Raw genomic sequence first — 15,678 nt, forward strand, 5'->3', positions numbered from 1 at the left:
ATGGCACACATCATCAATCGGCGTGGCTTCCTCACGCTCACCGGCGCAGCTGCGGCCGCCGCAGCCCTCGCGGCGTGCAGCGGCCCCGGATCGGGCGGGTCGGGCGGCGAGGCTGTCGAAGGCGATGCGAACACCATCAACTTCTGGTCGAACCACCCGGGCAAGTCCCAGGAATTCGAGAAGGAACTGATCTCGCGCTTCCAGGCCGAGAACCCCGGCCTGACGGTCAATCTCATCGACGGCGGCAAGAACTACGAGGAGGTGTCGCAGAAGTTCAACGCGGCGCTCTCCGGCAACGACGTGCCCGACGTGGTCGTGCTCTCGGACGTCTGGTGGTTCAACTACGCGCTCACCGGGGCGATCGAGCCACTGGACAAGCACTTCTCCGCAGCAGGCGTCGACCAGTCCGATTACGTGGATTCGCTGCTGGCCGACTACAACTGGAACGGCAGCCACTGGGCATTGCCGTACGCGCGCTCGACGCCGCTGTTCTACTACAACAAGGCCGTCTGGCAGCAGGCCGGACTGCCCGATCGCGGACCGGCCACCTGGCAGGAATTCGACGAATGGGGCCCGCGCATCCAGGCCGTTGTCGGAGACGGCAAGCTCGCCCACGGCTGGGGTAATGCCGTCGACTACCTCGGATGGACGTTCGAGGGACCGATCTGGACGTTCGACGGGTCGTACTCCGACCAGTTCGAGCTGAAGTTCGACGACCCCAATACCATTGCGGCAGGCAAGTTCCTGCAGGACATGATTCACACGAAGAAGTACGCAGCGGTGTCCAACGACATCGCCAACGACTTCGCCGCGGGCATCCTCGCGTCCACCATCGCCTCCACCGGCGACCTGTCCACGATCAAGGCCGGAGCCGCGTTCGAGTTCGGGACTGCCTTCCTGCCGGCTACCGACGGCACCCCCGGCTGCCCCACCGGTGGTGCCGGCCTCGCCATCCCGGCGAAGATCTCGGACGAGCGAAAGGTGAACGCACTCAAATTCATCGACTTCGTCACCAACGGTGCCAACACCGCCTACTTCTCCCAGAACACCGGCTACATGCCGGTCCGCAAGTCTGCGCAGCAGGACCCGTCGGAGATTGCATTCCTCGAGGCGAACCCCAACGCGAAGACGGCCGTCGACCAACTGGCGCTGACTCGCTCGCAGGATTACGCCCGCGTGTTCGTTCCCGGCGGCGACAAGATCATCGGTAGTGGACTCGAGCAGATCGCGCTGCAGAATGCCGATGTCGCAACGACATTCGCGTCCATTTCGGATCAACTGCAGCAGATCATCGACCGCCAGATCACCCCGAAGCTGCCGAAGTAATGGCCGCCGTTCACTACGCCGGTGTCTCGCACCGGTACCCGGGTGCCGATTCGCTCGCTGTCGACAACCTCGAACTCGACATCGCGGACGGTGAATTCATCGTTCTCGTCGGACCTTCGGGCTGCGGGAAGTCGACGAGTCTGCGGATGCTCGCCGGTCTCGAGTCCGTCGAAAGCGGTCACATCGACATCGGCGGAGTGGACGTCACCTCGCTGGCACCGCGGGCCAGGGACGTCGCGATGGTGTTTCAGAACTACGCGCTGTACCCCAACATGACCGTCGGCGACAACATGGGCTTCGCGCTGCGCAATGCCGGAATGAGCAAGTCCGACACCGCAGCACGAGTACTCGACGCGGCGAAGATGCTCGAGCTCGAGCCGCTGCTCGGTCGTAAACCCGGCAAGCTCTCCGGCGGCCAGCGCCAGCGAGTGGCCATGGGGCGCGCCATCGTGCGTCAGCCCAAGGTGTTCTGCATGGACGAACCGCTGTCCAACCTCGACGCCAAGCTGCGGGTGTCGACCAGAGCCCAGATCGCCGGTCTGCAGCGACGATTGGGCACCACCACGGTGTACGTCACCCACGATCAGGTCGAGGCCATGACCATGGGTGACCGGGTCGCGGTACTGCTCGACGGCAAACTGCAGCAGATCGCAGCTCCGCGGGAGTTGTACGACAATCCCGTCAACACGTTCGTCGCGGGATTCATCGGATCACCCGGCATGAACCTCGTCGACGCCCCCGTGCGCGACGGTGCGGCCGTACTCGGCGAGTTGCGCATTCCCGTCCCGTCCGCGGCGGGCGAGCGCGTCGTTGTCGGCGTGCGACCGGAATCGTGGGACCTGGTGGGCGACGGCAATGGCCTGCAACTGACCGTCGAGCTGATCGAGGAACTGGGCGCGGAATCGTTCGTCTACGCTTCCGCACCCAGTACGACCGGCGGGTGGACCACCACATCCGGACGAATCTCGGTCCGAGTCGATCGCAAGCTGTCGATCGCACTGGCCGAAACGATTCGACTGGTGCCCCGGCTCGACGAGCTGTTCTTCTTCGACTCCGTTACCGGCCTGCGGTTGTCGTAGCCGGCTCGCCGAGATCCACCGGGAGAGTGGCCCACCCGTGTAGGACTCGGGTGTTGCGACGGGTTCCCTCGCCTGCCGTCCGCAGGTGAGGGAACCGATCGAACAAGGTCTTGAGGCCCACTTCCGATTCGGCCTTGGCGAGTGCAGCACCGAGGCAGTAGTGACGCCCTCCCGAGAACGACAGGTGCTTACCGGCATTGGCGCGGGTGACGTCGAAGCGATTGGGGTCCTCGAACACCAGCGGATCCCGATTGGCGCCTGCCAGCACCAGCACGACGAGCTTGCCCTCGTGCACCGTCACCCCCTCGACCTCCACGTCGTGCTTGGCCATGCGGGCCGTGAGCTGCACGGGAGACTCCATCCGCAGCATCTCGTCGACTGCGGTGGGCCAGTGCGACGGATCCTGTTGCAGCACAGCCAGTTGGTCGGGATGGTCGAGCAACAGTCGGATGCCGCTGCCGAGCAGATTGACCGTCGTCTCGAACCCTGCGGCCAACACCAAACCTGCGGTGGCCCTGAGCTCCTCGTCGTTGAGGCCGATGCCCTCGTCCTTCGCGGCGATCAGCTGGCTCATCAGATCGTCACCGGGATTGCGGCGTAGCTCCGCGATGTGCTCCGAGAGCCAGGCGTCGAACCCGATCAGCCCACGCTCGACCTGCTTGAACTGGGACCACGACAATCCGATGTCGAGGCTGGGTGCGGCCATCTCGCCGAACTCGAGGACTCGTTGATTCTCCTCCTCGGGAACGCCGAGGATGCGCCCGATGACCGCGACCGGCAGTCGCGCGCAATAGCGATCGACGATGTCGACGACCGGAGAGCCGTCGGACAGCTCGTCGAGCAGAGCGTCCGCCGTTTCCTGCACCTGATCGCGCATCTTCTTCACCGCGCGGGCAGTGAAGACCGAGGACACCAGCTTGCGGTACCTGGTGTGGTCAGGCGGTTCGACCGAGAGCAGTGAGGGCGGCAGGATCGGGTGCAGTGCGCCGGATCTGGTGTGCTCCTCGACCCACCGCATCGGACCGGGAAGGGTCGCACCGAGCTGAGTGACGCGGAAGTCGTCCGAGCGCAGCAGGTCGAACGCCACCCGGTGATGCACGGTGATGTTCGAGATCCGAGTCTTCACCAGCGGTGCGGTGGCGCGCAGCTTCTCGTAGACCGGCGTCGGATTGGCCCGCGTCGCCGGATCGGCCACCAGCATCGCCTGCGGATCGCCCGCGGCCGCTGCTCGTTTGGCCGCGAACCGAATGACCCCGTGAGCAGCAAGCCAGCGTACGTATTCCCTCATCCTTGAATTCCCTCCCCATTGCCCTACGCGGAATTACCAGATCCTGACGCGCTTCCCCGGGTCCAAGTACAGCGCATCTCCGGGCTGTACGTCGAAGGCTTCGTGAAAACTGTCGAGATTTCGTACGACGCCGTTGCAGCGGAACTCCGGCGGCGAGTGCGGATCGACGGCGAGTCGACGGATCGCCTCGGCATCGCGCGCCTTGGTACGCCACACCTGTGACCACCCGAAGAACACGCGCTGCAGCCCGCTCAGGCCGTCGAGCACCGGGGCGTCCTTGCCTTCGAGCGAGATCTCGTAGGCGGCGACCGCGATCGAGAGTCCACCGAGGTCGCCGATGTTCTCGCCGATGGTGAACTCGCCGTTGACCTTGTGGCCGGGCAGTGCCTTGGGCTCGAACTCGTTGTACTGCTCGATCAGTGCCGTGGTGCGCTTGCCGAATTCGGTGCGGTCGCTGTCGGTCCACCAGTCGACCATGTTGCCGTCACCGTCGTACTTGGCACCCTGGTCGTCGAATCCGTGACCGATCTCGTGGCCGATGACGGCTCCGATACCGCCGTAATTGGCCGCGTCGTCGGCCTCGGGGTCGAAGAACGGTGGCTGCAGAATGGCTGCGGGAAAGACGATCTCGTTCATGCCGGGGTTGTAGTAGGCGTTGACGGTCTGCGGCGTCATGAACCACTCGTCACGGTCTACCGGGCCGCCGAGCTTGTCGAGGTCGCGCTGGTAGTCCGCGGTGTAGCCGCGGCGGTAGTTGCCGAGCAGGTCGTCGGCGACGATCTCGACACCCGAGTAGTCGCGCCACCGGTCGGGGTAGCCGATCTTGGGGGTGAACTTGCCCAGCTTGTCCAACGCCTTCTGCCGAGTCTCCGGGCTCATCCACTCGAGCTCGGAGATGTTGCGGCGGTAGGCCTCGGTGAGATTGTCGACCAGCACCTGCATCCGCGCCTTGGAGTCGGCCGGGAAGTGGCGTTCGACGTAGAGCTTGCCTACGGCCTCGCCGAGCACGTCCTGCACCAGGGAGACGCCACGCTTCCAGCGCTCGCGGTTCTCTTCGGTACCGGTCAGCGTCGTTCCGTAGAACGCGAAGTTCTCGTCGACGATCGCGCTCGTCAGAAACGGTGCCCGTGAATGCACGACGCGCCAGGCCAGCCACGCCTTCCACGCTTCGATGTCCTCGGAATTCCACAGCGAGACGAACGTGCTCAGGAACGGAGGCTGCCGAACCACGATCTCGGCGAACTGCTCGGTGGTTGCGCCGAGCCCGGAAATCCATGCAGCCCAGTTGAATCCGGCACCGTTCTTGACCAACGTGTCGTAGTCGACGAGGTTGTAGCTCTTCTCGGCGTCACGCCTGGCGACGACGTCCCAGTGGCCTGCGGCGATCTTCTGCTCGAGGTCGAAGACCGTTTGTGCGTCGTACTCGATGCCGCTGAGCGCGAACATCTTCGAGATGTGCTCGAGGTAGCTCGAGCGGATCTCGGCGTACTCGTCCTGGCGGTAGTACGACTCGTCGGGCAGACCGATACCGGACTGGCTGAAGTGCACGAGGTAGCGATCGGACTGCTTGGCGTCGGTGTCGACGTAGTGGCCGATGGCACCGCCGACGCCGGTGCGTTGCAGGGAGCCGAGAACGCCTGCGAGGGTGACGAGGTCGGTTGCGTCGGAGATGGCGGTGAGCTCGTCGGCGATCGGGGTGACGCCGAGTTGCTCCGCGCGATCGGCATCCATGAAGCTCGAGAACAGGTCGCCGATCTTCTGTGCGTCACTGCCCGCGGGCGGGTTCGCATCGGCCGACTCTTCGATGATGGTCTGGACGTCGACCTCGGCGCGGTCGTACAAGGTGCGGAATGCGCCGTCGACGGCGCGGTCGGCCGGGATGGCGTACTCCTCGAGCCATTTGCCGTTGACGTGCACGAACAGGTCGTCCTGCGCGCGTGTGTTCTCGTCCTGGTAGCTGAGATCGATGCCCGAGTTCACTACTGAAGTCATCCGTCCATCTTTACACTCTTGTGCTTGATTGAACGGGTGTTTAATGTGCTGTACATGCGTACAGCATCGGAGGATCTCACGACCAGGGCTCGAATCCGCGACACCGCGATCGGCGTCTTCGGCTCCCACGGCTTCACCGCAGGCGTGCGGTCCATCGCCACGGCGGCAGGTGTCTCGCCGGGGCTGCTCAATCACCACTTCGGGTCCAAGGACGGCCTGCGCACGGCGTGCGACGAGCACGTCCTGCGGGTGATCCGCGAGTCGAAGGCAGCATCGTCCGCCCCCGCCGGAATGATGGAACAGCTCGCCCGTATCGACGAGTACGCGCCGCTCGTCGCCTACATCGTGCGGAGCTTCGCCGCAGGCGGAACGTTGGCGCGAGAGTTGTTCGAGCACATGGTCGACGACGCCGTCCGCTACATCGAGGACGGTGTCCGCGACGGCCGTTTCACCCCCAGTCGAGACCCCGCGGCCCGGGCCCGGTTCCTGACGCGACAGAACGTCGGCGGACTGCTGTTGTACGTGCAGATGGCCGGCCCCGACGTCGATTTCCGCGACGCCCTGAGCGCGCTCGGTGACGAGATCACCCTTCCTGCGCTCGAGCTCTACACCGACGGATTGTTCACCGACTCCCAGGCTTTGCACACCTATCTGGAGGCCACGTCATGACCGAGGCGATCTCCGTGAACGGGCTGGTGAAGACCTTCGGGTCGGTCCGGGCGCTCGACGGACTGGACCTGCACGTACCGACCGGTGAGGTGCACGGGTTCCTCGGCCCCAACGGGGCCGGTAAATCCACGACGATTCGGGTGCTGCTCGGTCTCGTCCGCGCGACGTCGGGAAAGGTGCGCTTGCTCGGCAGAGACCCGTGGGCCGATCCTGTGGCGCTGCATCGACGCCTGGCCTACGTCCCGGGTGACGTGACTCTGTGGCCGTCGCTGACCGGCGGTGAAGTGATCGATCTGCTCGGCCGGATGCGCGGCGGAATCGACACCGCCCGCCGCGCGGAATTGCTCGAACGGTTCTCCCTCGACCCCGGCAAGCGCACTCGGACCTACTCCAAGGGCAATCGGCAGAAGGTTGCGCTGATCTCGGCTCTGGCCTCCGACGTCGAGTTGCTGATCCTCGACGAACCCACCTCGGGACTCGATCCGCTGATGGAGCAGCACTTCGGCGACTGCGTGAAAGATGCTGCCCGACGCGGAGTCACGGTGCTGTTGTCGTCGCACATCCTGTCCGAGGTGGATGCGCTGTGCAGTTCGGTGACCATCGTCAGAGAGGGGCGGACGGTCGATACCGGGACGCTGGCCTCGATGCGCCACCTGTCTCGCACGACGGTCACCGCCGATCTCGAACGCATGCCCGACGGTCTCGCCGCACTCGCGGGGGTGTCCGAAGTTCGAGTCGCGGGATCCTCCGTCACCTGCACGGTGGAGAACGACGCCCTTGCGGCGACGATGCACGTACTGGCCGACGCCGGGGTTCGCAGCCTGGTCAGTTCCGCTCCGACGCTCGAGGAACTGTTCCTGAGGTACTACGCATGAATGCCCTGACCGGGACGGGCGCGTTGCTGCGGTTGTATCTGCGCCGCGATCGTGTGGTGGCATCGGTGTGGATCGTTCTGCTCGGGGCGCTGCCGCTGCTGTATGCGGTCAGCTTCGAGGGTCTGTATCCGACGGCGGCGGATCGCCAGGCCTTCTACCTCGGCACCCTGTCGACGCCTGCGCAGGCCGCGCTCGTCGGCCCCATCTTCGGCAGCGATCTGGGGGCTCTGGTGTCGTGGCGCTCGGGTGCGGTACTGGCGCTGGTTCCGCTGGCGGCGATCCTCACCGTGGTCCGGCACACCCGAGGTGAGGAGGATGCGGGTCGGACCGAGCTGATCGGCTCGACGGCGGTGGGGCGCTACGCCGGGTTGGCCGCGGCGATCGCGTTGGCGGGCATCGGGGTGGCGGCGACGGGCGCAGTGTCGGCGATCTCGCTGGCGGCGTTCGGCCTCCCGGTGGCCGGGAGCCTCGCGTACGGGGCGTCGGTCACGGTGGTCGGCCTCGTCTTCGTCGGTTGTGGGGCAGTGGCGGCACAGGTGGCGTCGGGGGCGCGGGCGGCCCGCGGTTACGCCCTCGGTGTGCTGGCCGTGGCGTTCGCCGCGAGGGCGATCGGCGACGCAGGCTCGGGCACCCTGTCGTGGTTCTCGCCGATCGGTTGGTCGGCGCAGGTTCGACCGTTCGCCGAGGAGAGGTGGTGGCCGATGCTGATGTCACTGGCCACCGCGGGGGTGCTTCTCACCGCCGCGTTCGCCGCCGCCGAGCGTCGCGATCTCGGTGGTGGACTGGTGGCCGAACGCCGCGGCCGCAACGAGGCCGCACCGTCACTGGCCGGGCCGGTTGCGCTCGCCTGGCGGTTCACTCGTGGGGCGACTCTCGGCTGGACCGTCGGCATCGCCTTGTTGGGCATCACCATCGGTTCGTCTGCGCACGGCATCGGTGGGCAACTCGGCAGCAGCAACGCCATCACGGATGCGCTGGAGGAGTTCGGTGGCAGCACCATCGAACAATCGTTCATCGCCGCTGTACTGAGCATCGTCGGTGTGGTGGTTGCGGCCTACTCGGTCTCGGCCCTACTGCGGCTGCACAGCGAGGAAGAGGCGGGCCTCGCCGAGATCGTGCTGGCCACCGGTGTCTCGCGCCTGCGGTGGCTGGCAGGTCATCTACTCTTCGCCGTCCTCGGCCCGGCGTGGCTGCTTCTGGTCGTGGGCGTCACCATCGGCCTGACGTACGGGTCGGCCACCGGCGATATTGCAGAAGAACTGCCATCGGTCCTGCTCGGCGCATTGGGTCAGTTGCCTGCCGTGTGGGTGGTGACGGCCATCGGCGTGGCCCTGTTCGGCGCTGTCCCTCGATTCGCGACCGTCCTGTGGGCCGTTCTCGGCGGCTTCGTCGCCCTCGGCCAGGTCGGGTCGGTGGTGGGCCTGCCGCAGCCGTGGCTCGACCTCTCGCCCTTCACTCACGTTCCGCGGTTGCCGGGAGCAGCATTCGCGCTCGCGCCCATCGGCTGGCTCGTCGTGGTCGCCATCGTCGTCGGTATGGGAGGTTTCACAGCGTTCCGACAAAGAGGCATCCGAGGGTGACGGCGGTCGGATAGCATCGGCGGTGGCCGATTTGTCCGGCCCGGTCCTACATGGTGGCGTCCTGTCGGTTCCGTGATCTCTGAGCCGAACGCGCATGGAGGTTACGTGCAATCGACATTCCTGCGCACGTGGTGGAACCAGCCGCACAGCTACGAGTCGGTGGTGAGCTACCTCGAGCTGCACGGTGCGCTCGCACCGTATCGCCTCGCTGCTTCTCTGAGCACGTTCTTGTACGGACTCGGCGCAGCCGCGTTGCTGTTCCTCACCGATGCCCCGCCGACCTCTGCGATCGGTAGGACGGTCTTCGTCGTGGCGATCGTGTCGACGCTGCTGGTCGGTGTCGCCTGGCTGAAGGCTCCGTGGCCGTCGAAGCGGGTGTCGATGTTGTTCGCCGCGTACTCGGACATCGGGGTAACGCTGATTCTGTTGTCCTACGGATCGCCTCAGACCGTCTTCTTGGCCCTCGCGATGCTCGCAGCCAACAGCGTCTACGTTCAGCTCTTCCACAGCCCGAAAGTCATGGCGCTGCATCTGCTGTGGGCCGGAACGGCCGTGACGCTGTTCTTCGTGCTGATCCTGTCGTCGCCCGACGCCGATCAGGGCCTGGCCATCGCCCAACTCGTCGTGCTCGTGCCCATCACGTTCATGGGCCCGACGTTCTTTCAGTACCTGCTCCTCAAACTGCAGGTCCAAGCGCAGGCGGCCAACTTCGATCCGCTCACTCAGGTACGCAACCGACGAGGGCTCGACGAGGCACTGCCGGTGTATTTCCTCGGTGCGACCGATGTGTCGGTGATGGTCGTCGACGTGGACCGATTCAAGTCGATCAACGACAGATTCGGTCACCACCAGGGGGACGCGGCCCTGCAGCTGATCGCACGTCGGCTGACGACGGACGGTGTGCTGGTCGCGCGGGTGGGCGGTGAGGAGTTCGCGGTGGTGACCAAATCGGCCGATAACGAGGCCCTCGCACTGGCCGAGACGTATCGGTGTGCCGCGCATTCCGCGGAGGACCCCGCACCGCTGACGGTGAGCATAGGCGTCGCGCATTGCACGTACCCGATTGCCGAGGACATCGGCTTCGACATCGTCGAACTCACCACGCTGCTGCTGCGACGAGCCGACGCGGCGATGTACGAAGCCAAGCAGCAGGGTGGCAATCAGGTGATCGTGGCGGGTTCGACGCGCCGAGGCGACCGGACTCCGTCAGGCACCGAGACGTAAGTGTCTCGGCCGCGACTCAGTTCGGTGTCGAGTCGTCGTACTGGTTCTCGACGTTCTGCTGGAACTCGTCGGCACATTGCTGTTGCGCTGCAGTATCGCTGCCTGCGTTGCTGATGCAGTCGGTGAAGTCTTGTCCACCGACTGCGTTGAACAGGCCGACGCCGACGACGACGAGAACGATCGACAGTGCTGCCGCCACGAAACCGAGAATGATCGCGACGAGTGACACGGTGCCGTTCGTGGCGGTGCGTTTCTTGTACCTGGACCGTCCGACGAAGCCGAGAACGATGGCGATCAGGCCGAGAAGGATTCCGCCGACGATCGTCCAGGAGAACAACACGCCCAGAATCGCCAGGACCAGAGCCACCGTGCCGACGGTGTTCTTCGGCGCTGTCGGCTGTTGTTGATACCCGCCCTGCTGGGGGTACTCACCGGGTGAAGGATAGTTTCCGGGAGGGGGATAGTTTCCGGGCGGCGGATTCTGATTCGACACGTTGAATACCTCCGAAATCGGCGATCGTGAACGCTGGGAGTGTATGCGGGTGTCTCCTGTGCGCACAGGACCCACGTGCTCCCGTGATCAACTTGTCATCGAACGTATAGGTCAACCGCCGAGACGTGAATGCATCTCCCAGATCAGCACCTCGGCCGGCTCGGTAGCGGTGATGCGTTGTCCGCCAGTCGAACTCATGCGGACTGCGTCGCCCTCCCAGAGATCGCCCACACCTTCGAGCGTGACGATGCCGCGCGCGACGAACAGGTGCACGAACGGGGCGTCGGGCACCGTCACCGAGGTTCCGGGCAACAACCTTGCCGCGTGCAGCGCAGCCGACTTCTGGGAAATCCCGATCGCAGCCTGACCGCGATGCTTGTCCATCCCCGACGCGACGGTGACCAACCCTCCACGCAGCAATTCGTCGCCGATCTCGAGCTGTTCGTATCCGGGAGTGGCACCGGGGCTGTCCGGAAGCACCCACATCTGCACGAAGCGAACGGGCTCGGTGTGCTTGTTGCCGTCGATGCTCCAGGAATCGTTCTTCTCGGAGTGCAGGATGCCCTTGCCCGCTGTCATCCGTTGCGCGAGGCCGGGATGGATGATTCCGGAGTGCCCGATGGAATCCTGATGCACCAGTGAACCCTGCATCACCCAGGTGACGATCTCCGTGTCGCGATGCGGATGTGTCTCGAAACCTTGACCGGCAGTGACGATGTCGTCGTTGTTGACCAGCAACAGTCCGTGATGGGTGTTGTCGGGGTCGTAGTGCTGGCCGAAGGAGAACGAATGTTTCGAGTCCAGCCAGGACACACGGGTTTTCGATCGATCACCGGCGCGGTGTACGTCGATGTGGGCGGTCAGTGGAGCGGACATGTGACCACTCTACGAGCATGTCTGTGCACCGGCGTACGACCTGCATAACGTTCGGGTGTCTTTGCGGTCGGTGTGTGGGCGTCGCTGGGAGTGGGTAGGTTTCGCTGCGTACGGTCACAAGCTCCGCAAACTCCGAAGAAGGCGGCGAGACATTCTCATGGTCGGTTCCAGCTCGAGTGTGGCACGCACGGTCGAACCCCAGCTCGAGGATGCTCTGGCGGCGTGGTTGCCAGGTCAACGGTGGTTCGGCGCAAAGGGTTCGACCGTGAGTGCGGTGCGGATCGTCGCGCGCGACGTGCTCCGGGACGAGCCACATTTCGCGGCCGAGCATCTGCTGGTGGAGGTGCAGCTGACGCAGGACGGCGCGGCCGTCACACAGACCTACCAGGTGCCCCTCGGGTTCCGGACCGAACTGACCGACGACCTCCGGCCGTGGGTACTGCCCGTGGCGGGAGACGTGGCCGTGTTCGACGGTTTGCGCGACCCCGAGATCATCGGCTTGTACGGAGATGCTCTGGCCACCGGAAAGGCCACGGGCAGCATCGAATTCAAGATCGTCGACGGTTCGAGTGTGCCGAGCGGTCTGCGCGGTCGGGTTCTGGGGGCGGAGCAGTCCAATACCTCGGTGATTCTCGGTGATCTACTGTTGCTCAAGCTGTTTCGTCAGGTGCCGCCGGGGATCAGCCCCGATGTGGAACTGCATCGCGCGCTGGCAGAGGCGGGGAGCGTCAACGTCGCACCACTTCGGGGCTGGCTCGAGGCCGAAGTCGGCGGTGAACCCACGACCCTCGGCATGGCTCAGGATTTCGCCGCGAACTCCGCCGAGGGCTGGACCGCGGCTCTGGCCAGCGTGCAAGAGGTGTTCGATTCCCCGCAGACGCCGATCGAAGACCTGCCCGCCGATTTCGCGCCCGACGCATTTCGAATCGGAGCGGCCGTGGCGCAGGTACACCACGACCTGGCGGCGGTGCTGGGTACCGCCGAACGGTCGGTGGAATCTACCGCCGTCGAGGAGATCCTCGCCCGCATCTCGGGAGTGGCACGGGTGGTGCCGGAGATCGCGCAGTACATCCCGGCGGCGAGCGCTCTGATCTCGCGAGCGGAGGCGTCGAACAGCACCACGGTGCAGCGCATCCACGGTGACCTGCATCTGGGTCAGGTGCTGGGCACGCCGGAACGGTGGTTGCTCATCGATTTCGAGGGTGAGCCGGCAAAGACCTTGGCCGAGCGCAGGCAGATGGACAGCGCTCTGCGTGACGTGGCCGGAATGTTGCGCTCGTTCGATTATGCGGCCAACCACCTGCTGGTCGATCTGCCCGAGGACCGGACGGCGCGAGAGCGGGCCGAGAAGTGGGCGGCCCGCAGTATTTCGGCATTCTTCGACGGATACGCCTCGGTGGCCGGGCACGATCCCCGCGAGGAGGCCGACCTGTTGCGCGCATACGAGTTGGACAAGGCCGTGTACGAGGTTCTGTACGAGGCTCGCAACAGGCCTACCTGGCTGTCGTTGCCGATGCGCGCTGTGGCGCGCCTGGTGAGCTGAGCGGTGAGCTGGGGGTGCACGTCGACCGGACTGTCTACGACAAGTACCGTATTGCCTGACACGGGAGGCAGGACATGAACGGTATTTTGGCAATTTTCGGCATCGCGGTGGTCGTCATCACCATCGTCGTAGTGGTCGTGCTCGTCGCGGTGTTGTTCGTCGCATCGATCAAGCCCGACAGTCTCAACATCGACCTGGACCGCAAGAAGCGCGCTCGGGAAGAAAGTTCCACCAAGGCCTGAGACTTCCGTCACGTCCGAGACCGATTCGTTCGCGGGCGGAGTTGTATCGAGTCGAAGCGCCGACCGACGCTTCCGGTTCTACAACTGGAGTCCTCGTGAGCACTGCCCTGAAAGTCCCGGCTTCGTCCGGGTCGGCGGGCTGTGCGCCTCGCATCAGGTCGCGGATGCTCGGGGAGTCGGTGCTCGCTCAGTTCACGCGCTTCGTGATCGTCGGGGTGTCGAGTAACGGTGTGTACGCCCTGTTGTTCGTCGCACTCGCTTCTCTCGGATCGTTCACTGCCAACCTTGCAGGTGTGGCCGCAAGTACCGTCCTTGCCAACGAGCTGCACCGCCGTCACACCTTTCATGCGGCCGGTCGTGTGGGCTGGTTCCAGACGCAGTGGGAAGCCGGGGGACTCGCCCTGATCGGGCTGGGTCTGAGTACCGCCTCACTGGCCGCAGTGCACATCCTGTTCCCGGCAGCGCCGACGTACGTCCAGGTTCTGGTCGTCATCGCTGTGGGCGGCATCTTCGGAGCCGCCCGGTTCCTCGCTCTCCGTGGCTGGGTCTTCCGTCCGGCGACGCTCGCGTCCTCGGGTTCCACTCTCGCTGCTCGCTGAGCTGTGACGTCGCACCATTCCGTGCGGACGTCGATTGCTACCTCTAACAGAATCCGGGCAAGGCTCCACACGTCACGCACGTATCGCCCTAGGCTTGCGAGCTGACGTCAACGCGAGGAGGCATCTCGATGGCCAGGGATCTGACACAGCTCGAGCTTCTGCAAGAGTTGGTGCCCACTGCCGAGGACAATGTGAACCGTCACATTTCGATGGCGCGGGAGTGGCACCCTCACGACTACGTTCCGTGGGACGAAGGTCGCAACTTCGCCGCACTCGGCGGCCAGGACTACGACCCGGAGCAGTCCAAGCTCTCCGACGTCGCACAGGCCGCGATGATCACCAACCTGCTCACCGAGGACAACCTGCCGTCCTACCATCGTGAGATCGCCGAGAACTTCTCCCAGGACGGTGCCTGGGGGACCTGGGTCGGTCGCTGGACCGCCGAGGAGAACAGGCACGGCATCGTTATGCGCGACTACCTCGTCGTCACCCGCGGCGTCGATCCCGTCGCTCTCGAAGAGGCCCGGATGATCCACATGACCAACGGGTACGTCTCGCCCGCCGGTGCGGGGGTCGGTCTGCTGCACTCGGTCGCGTACGTGACCTTCCAGGAACTCGCGACGCGCGTCTCGCACCGCAACACCGGCAAGGTCTGCGACGATCCGATCGCCGACCGCATGCTCCAGCGCATCGCCGCCGACGAGAACCTGCACATGATCTTCTACCGGAACATCACCGGCGCGGCGATGGACATCTCTCCCGACCAGACGTTGCAGGCTGTCTCGGACATCGTGATGAACTTCGTCATGCCGGGCGCGGGGATGCCGAACTTCCGCCGCAACGGTGTGTTGATGGCCAAGCACGGCATCTACGACCTGCGTCAGCACCTCGAGGACGTCGTCTGGCCGGTGCTGCGCAAGTGGAGCGTGTTCGAGCGCAACGACTTCACCGCACGCGGTGAGAACAAGCGCGAAGAACTCGCCGCATTCCTCGAAGACCTCGAGCGGCAGGCCACCAAGTTCGAGGAGATGCGCGATCGCTCCCTCGCCCGCGAACGTGCGAAGGCCGAGTCGCGCGCGTCCTGACGTGACCGATGTGAGCGGAACTTCGTAGCCTGCTCCGAAGTGTCGCTGGTCGTTCCTGCAGGCTCCACTCCTCACCGCTCACATAGGGTGTGGTGTGAACGAATTCTGGGACCGCATTTCCGCGGTGAGTCCTGATCCACCGGTGTGGATCGTCCAAGCCGCTGCCCTGGCTGCACTCGTCATCGTCGTGTTGCCGCAGACGTGGCGGATCGCACGCAACGTCGTGACCATCGCGCACGAGGGCGCGCATCTGTTCGTCGCGCTGATCACCGGCCGACAGCTGATGGGGCTGCGACTGCACTCCGATACCTCCGGCGTCGCCATCTCCAAGGGCAAGCCCACCGGCCTCGGCGTCATCGCGATGACGTTCGCCGGCTACGTCGGGCCGTCGCTTCTCGGCCTCGGTGCCGCTCTGGTGCTGGGCACACAGCGAGCGTCGGCGGTGTTGTGGATCGGCATCATCTCGATTGCGTTGATGCTGTTGATGATTCGCAACATCTACGGACTGCTGTCCCTCGTCACCGTTGGTGGACTGTTGTTCGTGGTGTCCTGGTGGGGCACCGGAGAGCAACAGGTCGCCGCGGCGTACTTCATCACGTTCTTCCTGCTGATCGCCGGTCCGCGCCCCGTTCTCGAACTGCAGAAATCCCGCAGCGGAGGACGGGCTCGGGACTCCGACGCCGATCAACTGGCCCGGCTGACCTTCCTTCCCGGCATCGTCTGGGTCGGCCTGTTCCTGCTCGTGACCGTCGGCGCATTGGCGTTGGGGGCGTGGAGAATTCTCGTTCCGGTGCAGTGACGGAGGGC

At 65.0% G+C, this 15,678-nt stretch carries 15 protein-coding genes; 11 read left to right on the forward strand and 4 right to left on the reverse strand.

The window, feature by feature from the left end; translation table 11 throughout:
- Nucleotides 1–1,326 (forward strand): ABC transporter substrate-binding protein, encoded by a 1,326-nt coding sequence (locus CH271_RS23795; protein ID WP_094635146.1) that lies wholly within the window; start codon nt 1–3, stop codon nt 1,324–1,326.
- A complete protein-coding gene (locus CH271_RS23800; RefSeq protein WP_094635148.1) occupies nt 1,326–2,405 on the forward strand; it encodes an ABC transporter ATP-binding protein in 1,080 nt (359 codons plus the stop codon). Before CH271_RS23795 ends, CH271_RS23800 begins: the two co-directional genes overlap by 1 nt.
- Here CH271_RS23800 and CH271_RS23805 read toward each other — a convergent pair.
- Both CH271_RS23805 and CH271_RS23810 read right to left on the reverse strand, forming a co-directional pair.
- A complete protein-coding gene (locus tag CH271_RS23805) occupies nt 2,383–3,693 on the reverse strand; it encodes a cytochrome P450 (RefSeq protein ID WP_037196141.1) in 1,311 nt (436 codons plus the stop codon). The genes CH271_RS23800 and CH271_RS23805 overlap by 23 nt on opposite strands.
- Nucleotides 3,694–3,726: 33 nt before the next feature.
- On the reverse strand, nt 3,727–5,685 hold the full coding sequence (locus tag CH271_RS23810; RefSeq protein WP_094635150.1) for a M13 family metallopeptidase: 1,959 nt from the start codon (nt 5,683–5,685) through the stop codon (nt 3,727–3,729).
- 54 nt (nt 5,686–5,739) lie between these two features.
- Between CH271_RS23810 and CH271_RS23815 the strand changes: the two genes are divergently transcribed.
- From CH271_RS23815 to CH271_RS23830, 4 genes are all read left to right on the forward strand, one after another.
- A complete protein-coding gene (locus CH271_RS23815; RefSeq protein ID WP_094635345.1) occupies nt 5,740–6,354 on the forward strand; it encodes a TetR/AcrR family transcriptional regulator in 615 nt (204 codons plus the stop codon).
- Nucleotides 6,351–7,229: an ABC transporter ATP-binding protein gene (locus CH271_RS23820; RefSeq protein ID WP_094635151.1), complete on the forward strand. Its 879-nt coding sequence runs from the start codon at nt 6,351–6,353 to the stop codon at nt 7,227–7,229. The genes CH271_RS23815 and CH271_RS23820 overlap by 4 nt, the downstream gene beginning before the upstream one ends.
- Nucleotides 7,226–8,809, forward strand: coding sequence for an ABC transporter permease (locus CH271_RS23825; RefSeq protein ID WP_256986527.1), 1,584 nt, complete (start codon nt 7,226–7,228; stop codon nt 8,807–8,809). The genes CH271_RS23820 and CH271_RS23825 overlap by 4 nt, the downstream gene beginning before the upstream one ends.
- Nucleotides 8,810–8,914: 105 nt before the next feature.
- A complete protein-coding gene (locus CH271_RS23830) occupies nt 8,915–10,033 on the forward strand; it encodes a GGDEF domain-containing protein (RefSeq protein WP_094635152.1) in 1,119 nt (372 codons plus the stop codon).
- Between the two features lie 16 nt (nt 10,034–10,049).
- On the opposite strand, the gene CH271_RS23835 is transcribed toward CH271_RS23830, so the two are convergent.
- The gene (locus tag CH271_RS23835; RefSeq protein WP_230596528.1) at nt 10,050–10,526 is read right to left on the reverse strand and encodes a DUF4190 domain-containing protein; all 477 of its coding nucleotides are present in this window, start codon (nt 10,524–10,526) and stop codon (nt 10,050–10,052) included.
- A gap of 111 nt (nt 10,527–10,637) precedes the next feature.
- A complete protein-coding gene (locus CH271_RS23840) occupies nt 10,638–11,402 on the reverse strand; it encodes a pirin family protein (protein ID WP_094635154.1) in 765 nt (254 codons plus the stop codon).
- Between the two features lie 157 nt (nt 11,403–11,559).
- Between CH271_RS23840 and CH271_RS23845 the strand changes: the two genes are divergently transcribed.
- The 5 genes from CH271_RS23845 (at nt 11,560) to CH271_RS23860 (ending at nt 15,670) form a co-directional block, all read left to right on the forward strand.
- A complete protein-coding gene (locus tag CH271_RS23845; RefSeq protein ID WP_094635156.1) occupies nt 11,560–12,945 on the forward strand; it encodes a maltokinase N-terminal cap-like domain-containing protein in 1,386 nt (461 codons plus the stop codon).
- A 74-nt stretch (nt 12,946–13,019) separates the two neighbouring features.
- Complete coding sequence (locus CH271_RS29010; RefSeq protein WP_170945796.1) at nt 13,020–13,187, forward strand: hypothetical protein; 168 nt, start codon at nt 13,020–13,022, stop codon at nt 13,185–13,187.
- Nucleotides 13,188–13,351: 164 nt separating this feature from the next.
- On the forward strand, nt 13,352–13,786 hold the full coding sequence (locus CH271_RS23850) for a GtrA family protein (RefSeq protein ID WP_371828466.1): 435 nt from the start codon (nt 13,352–13,354) through the stop codon (nt 13,784–13,786).
- Between the two features lie 128 nt (nt 13,787–13,914).
- The gene (locus CH271_RS23855; protein ID WP_094635158.1) at nt 13,915–14,871 is read left to right on the forward strand and encodes an acyl-ACP desaturase; all 957 of its coding nucleotides are present in this window, start codon (nt 13,915–13,917) and stop codon (nt 14,869–14,871) included.
- 94 nt (nt 14,872–14,965) lie between these two features.
- Complete coding sequence (locus CH271_RS23860; RefSeq protein WP_094635159.1) at nt 14,966–15,670, forward strand: M50 family metallopeptidase; 705 nt, start codon at nt 14,966–14,968, stop codon at nt 15,668–15,670.
- The last annotated feature ends 8 nt before the right edge of the window (nt 15,671–15,678 follow it).

This window comes from Rhodococcus sp. 05-340-2, from assembly GCF_002258915.1.
Taxonomy (GTDB): domain Bacteria; phylum Actinomycetota; class Actinomycetes; order Mycobacteriales; family Mycobacteriaceae; genus Rhodococcoides.

Excerpts from the sequence above, each read along its gene's own strand:
- CH271_RS23795 (WP_094635146.1), top strand. The coding sequence starts at position 1 with ATGGCACACATCATCAATCGGCGTGGCTTCCTCACGCTCACCGGCGCA.
- CH271_RS23800 (WP_094635148.1), top strand. The coding sequence starts at position 1,326 with ATGGCCGCCGTTCACTACGCCGGTGTCTCGCACCGGTACCCGGGTGCC.
- CH271_RS23805 (WP_037196141.1), bottom strand. The coding sequence starts at position 3,693 with ATGAGGGAATACGTACGCTGGCTTGCTGCTCACGGGGTCATTCGGTTC.
- CH271_RS23810 (WP_094635150.1), bottom strand. The coding sequence starts at position 5,685 with ATGACTTCAGTAGTGAACTCGGGCATCGATCTCAGCTACCAGGACGAG.
- CH271_RS23815 (WP_094635345.1), top strand. The coding sequence starts at position 5,740 with ATGCGTACAGCATCGGAGGATCTCACGACCAGGGCTCGAATCCGCGAC.
- CH271_RS23820 (WP_094635151.1), top strand. The coding sequence starts at position 6,351 with ATGACCGAGGCGATCTCCGTGAACGGGCTGGTGAAGACCTTCGGGTCG.
- CH271_RS23825 (WP_256986527.1), top strand. The coding sequence starts at position 7,226 with ATGAATGCCCTGACCGGGACGGGCGCGTTGCTGCGGTTGTATCTGCGC.
- CH271_RS23840 (WP_094635154.1), bottom strand. The coding sequence starts at position 11,402 with ATGTCCGCTCCACTGACCGCCCACATCGACGTACACCGCGCCGGTGAT.
- CH271_RS23845 (WP_094635156.1), top strand. The coding sequence starts at position 11,560 with ATGGTCGGTTCCAGCTCGAGTGTGGCACGCACGGTCGAACCCCAGCTC.
- CH271_RS29010 (WP_170945796.1), top strand. The coding sequence starts at position 13,020 with ATGAACGGTATTTTGGCAATTTTCGGCATCGCGGTGGTCGTCATCACC.
- CH271_RS23850 (WP_371828466.1), top strand. The coding sequence starts at position 13,352 with ATGCTCGGGGAGTCGGTGCTCGCTCAGTTCACGCGCTTCGTGATCGTC.
- CH271_RS23855 (WP_094635158.1), top strand. The coding sequence starts at position 13,915 with ATGGCCAGGGATCTGACACAGCTCGAGCTTCTGCAAGAGTTGGTGCCC.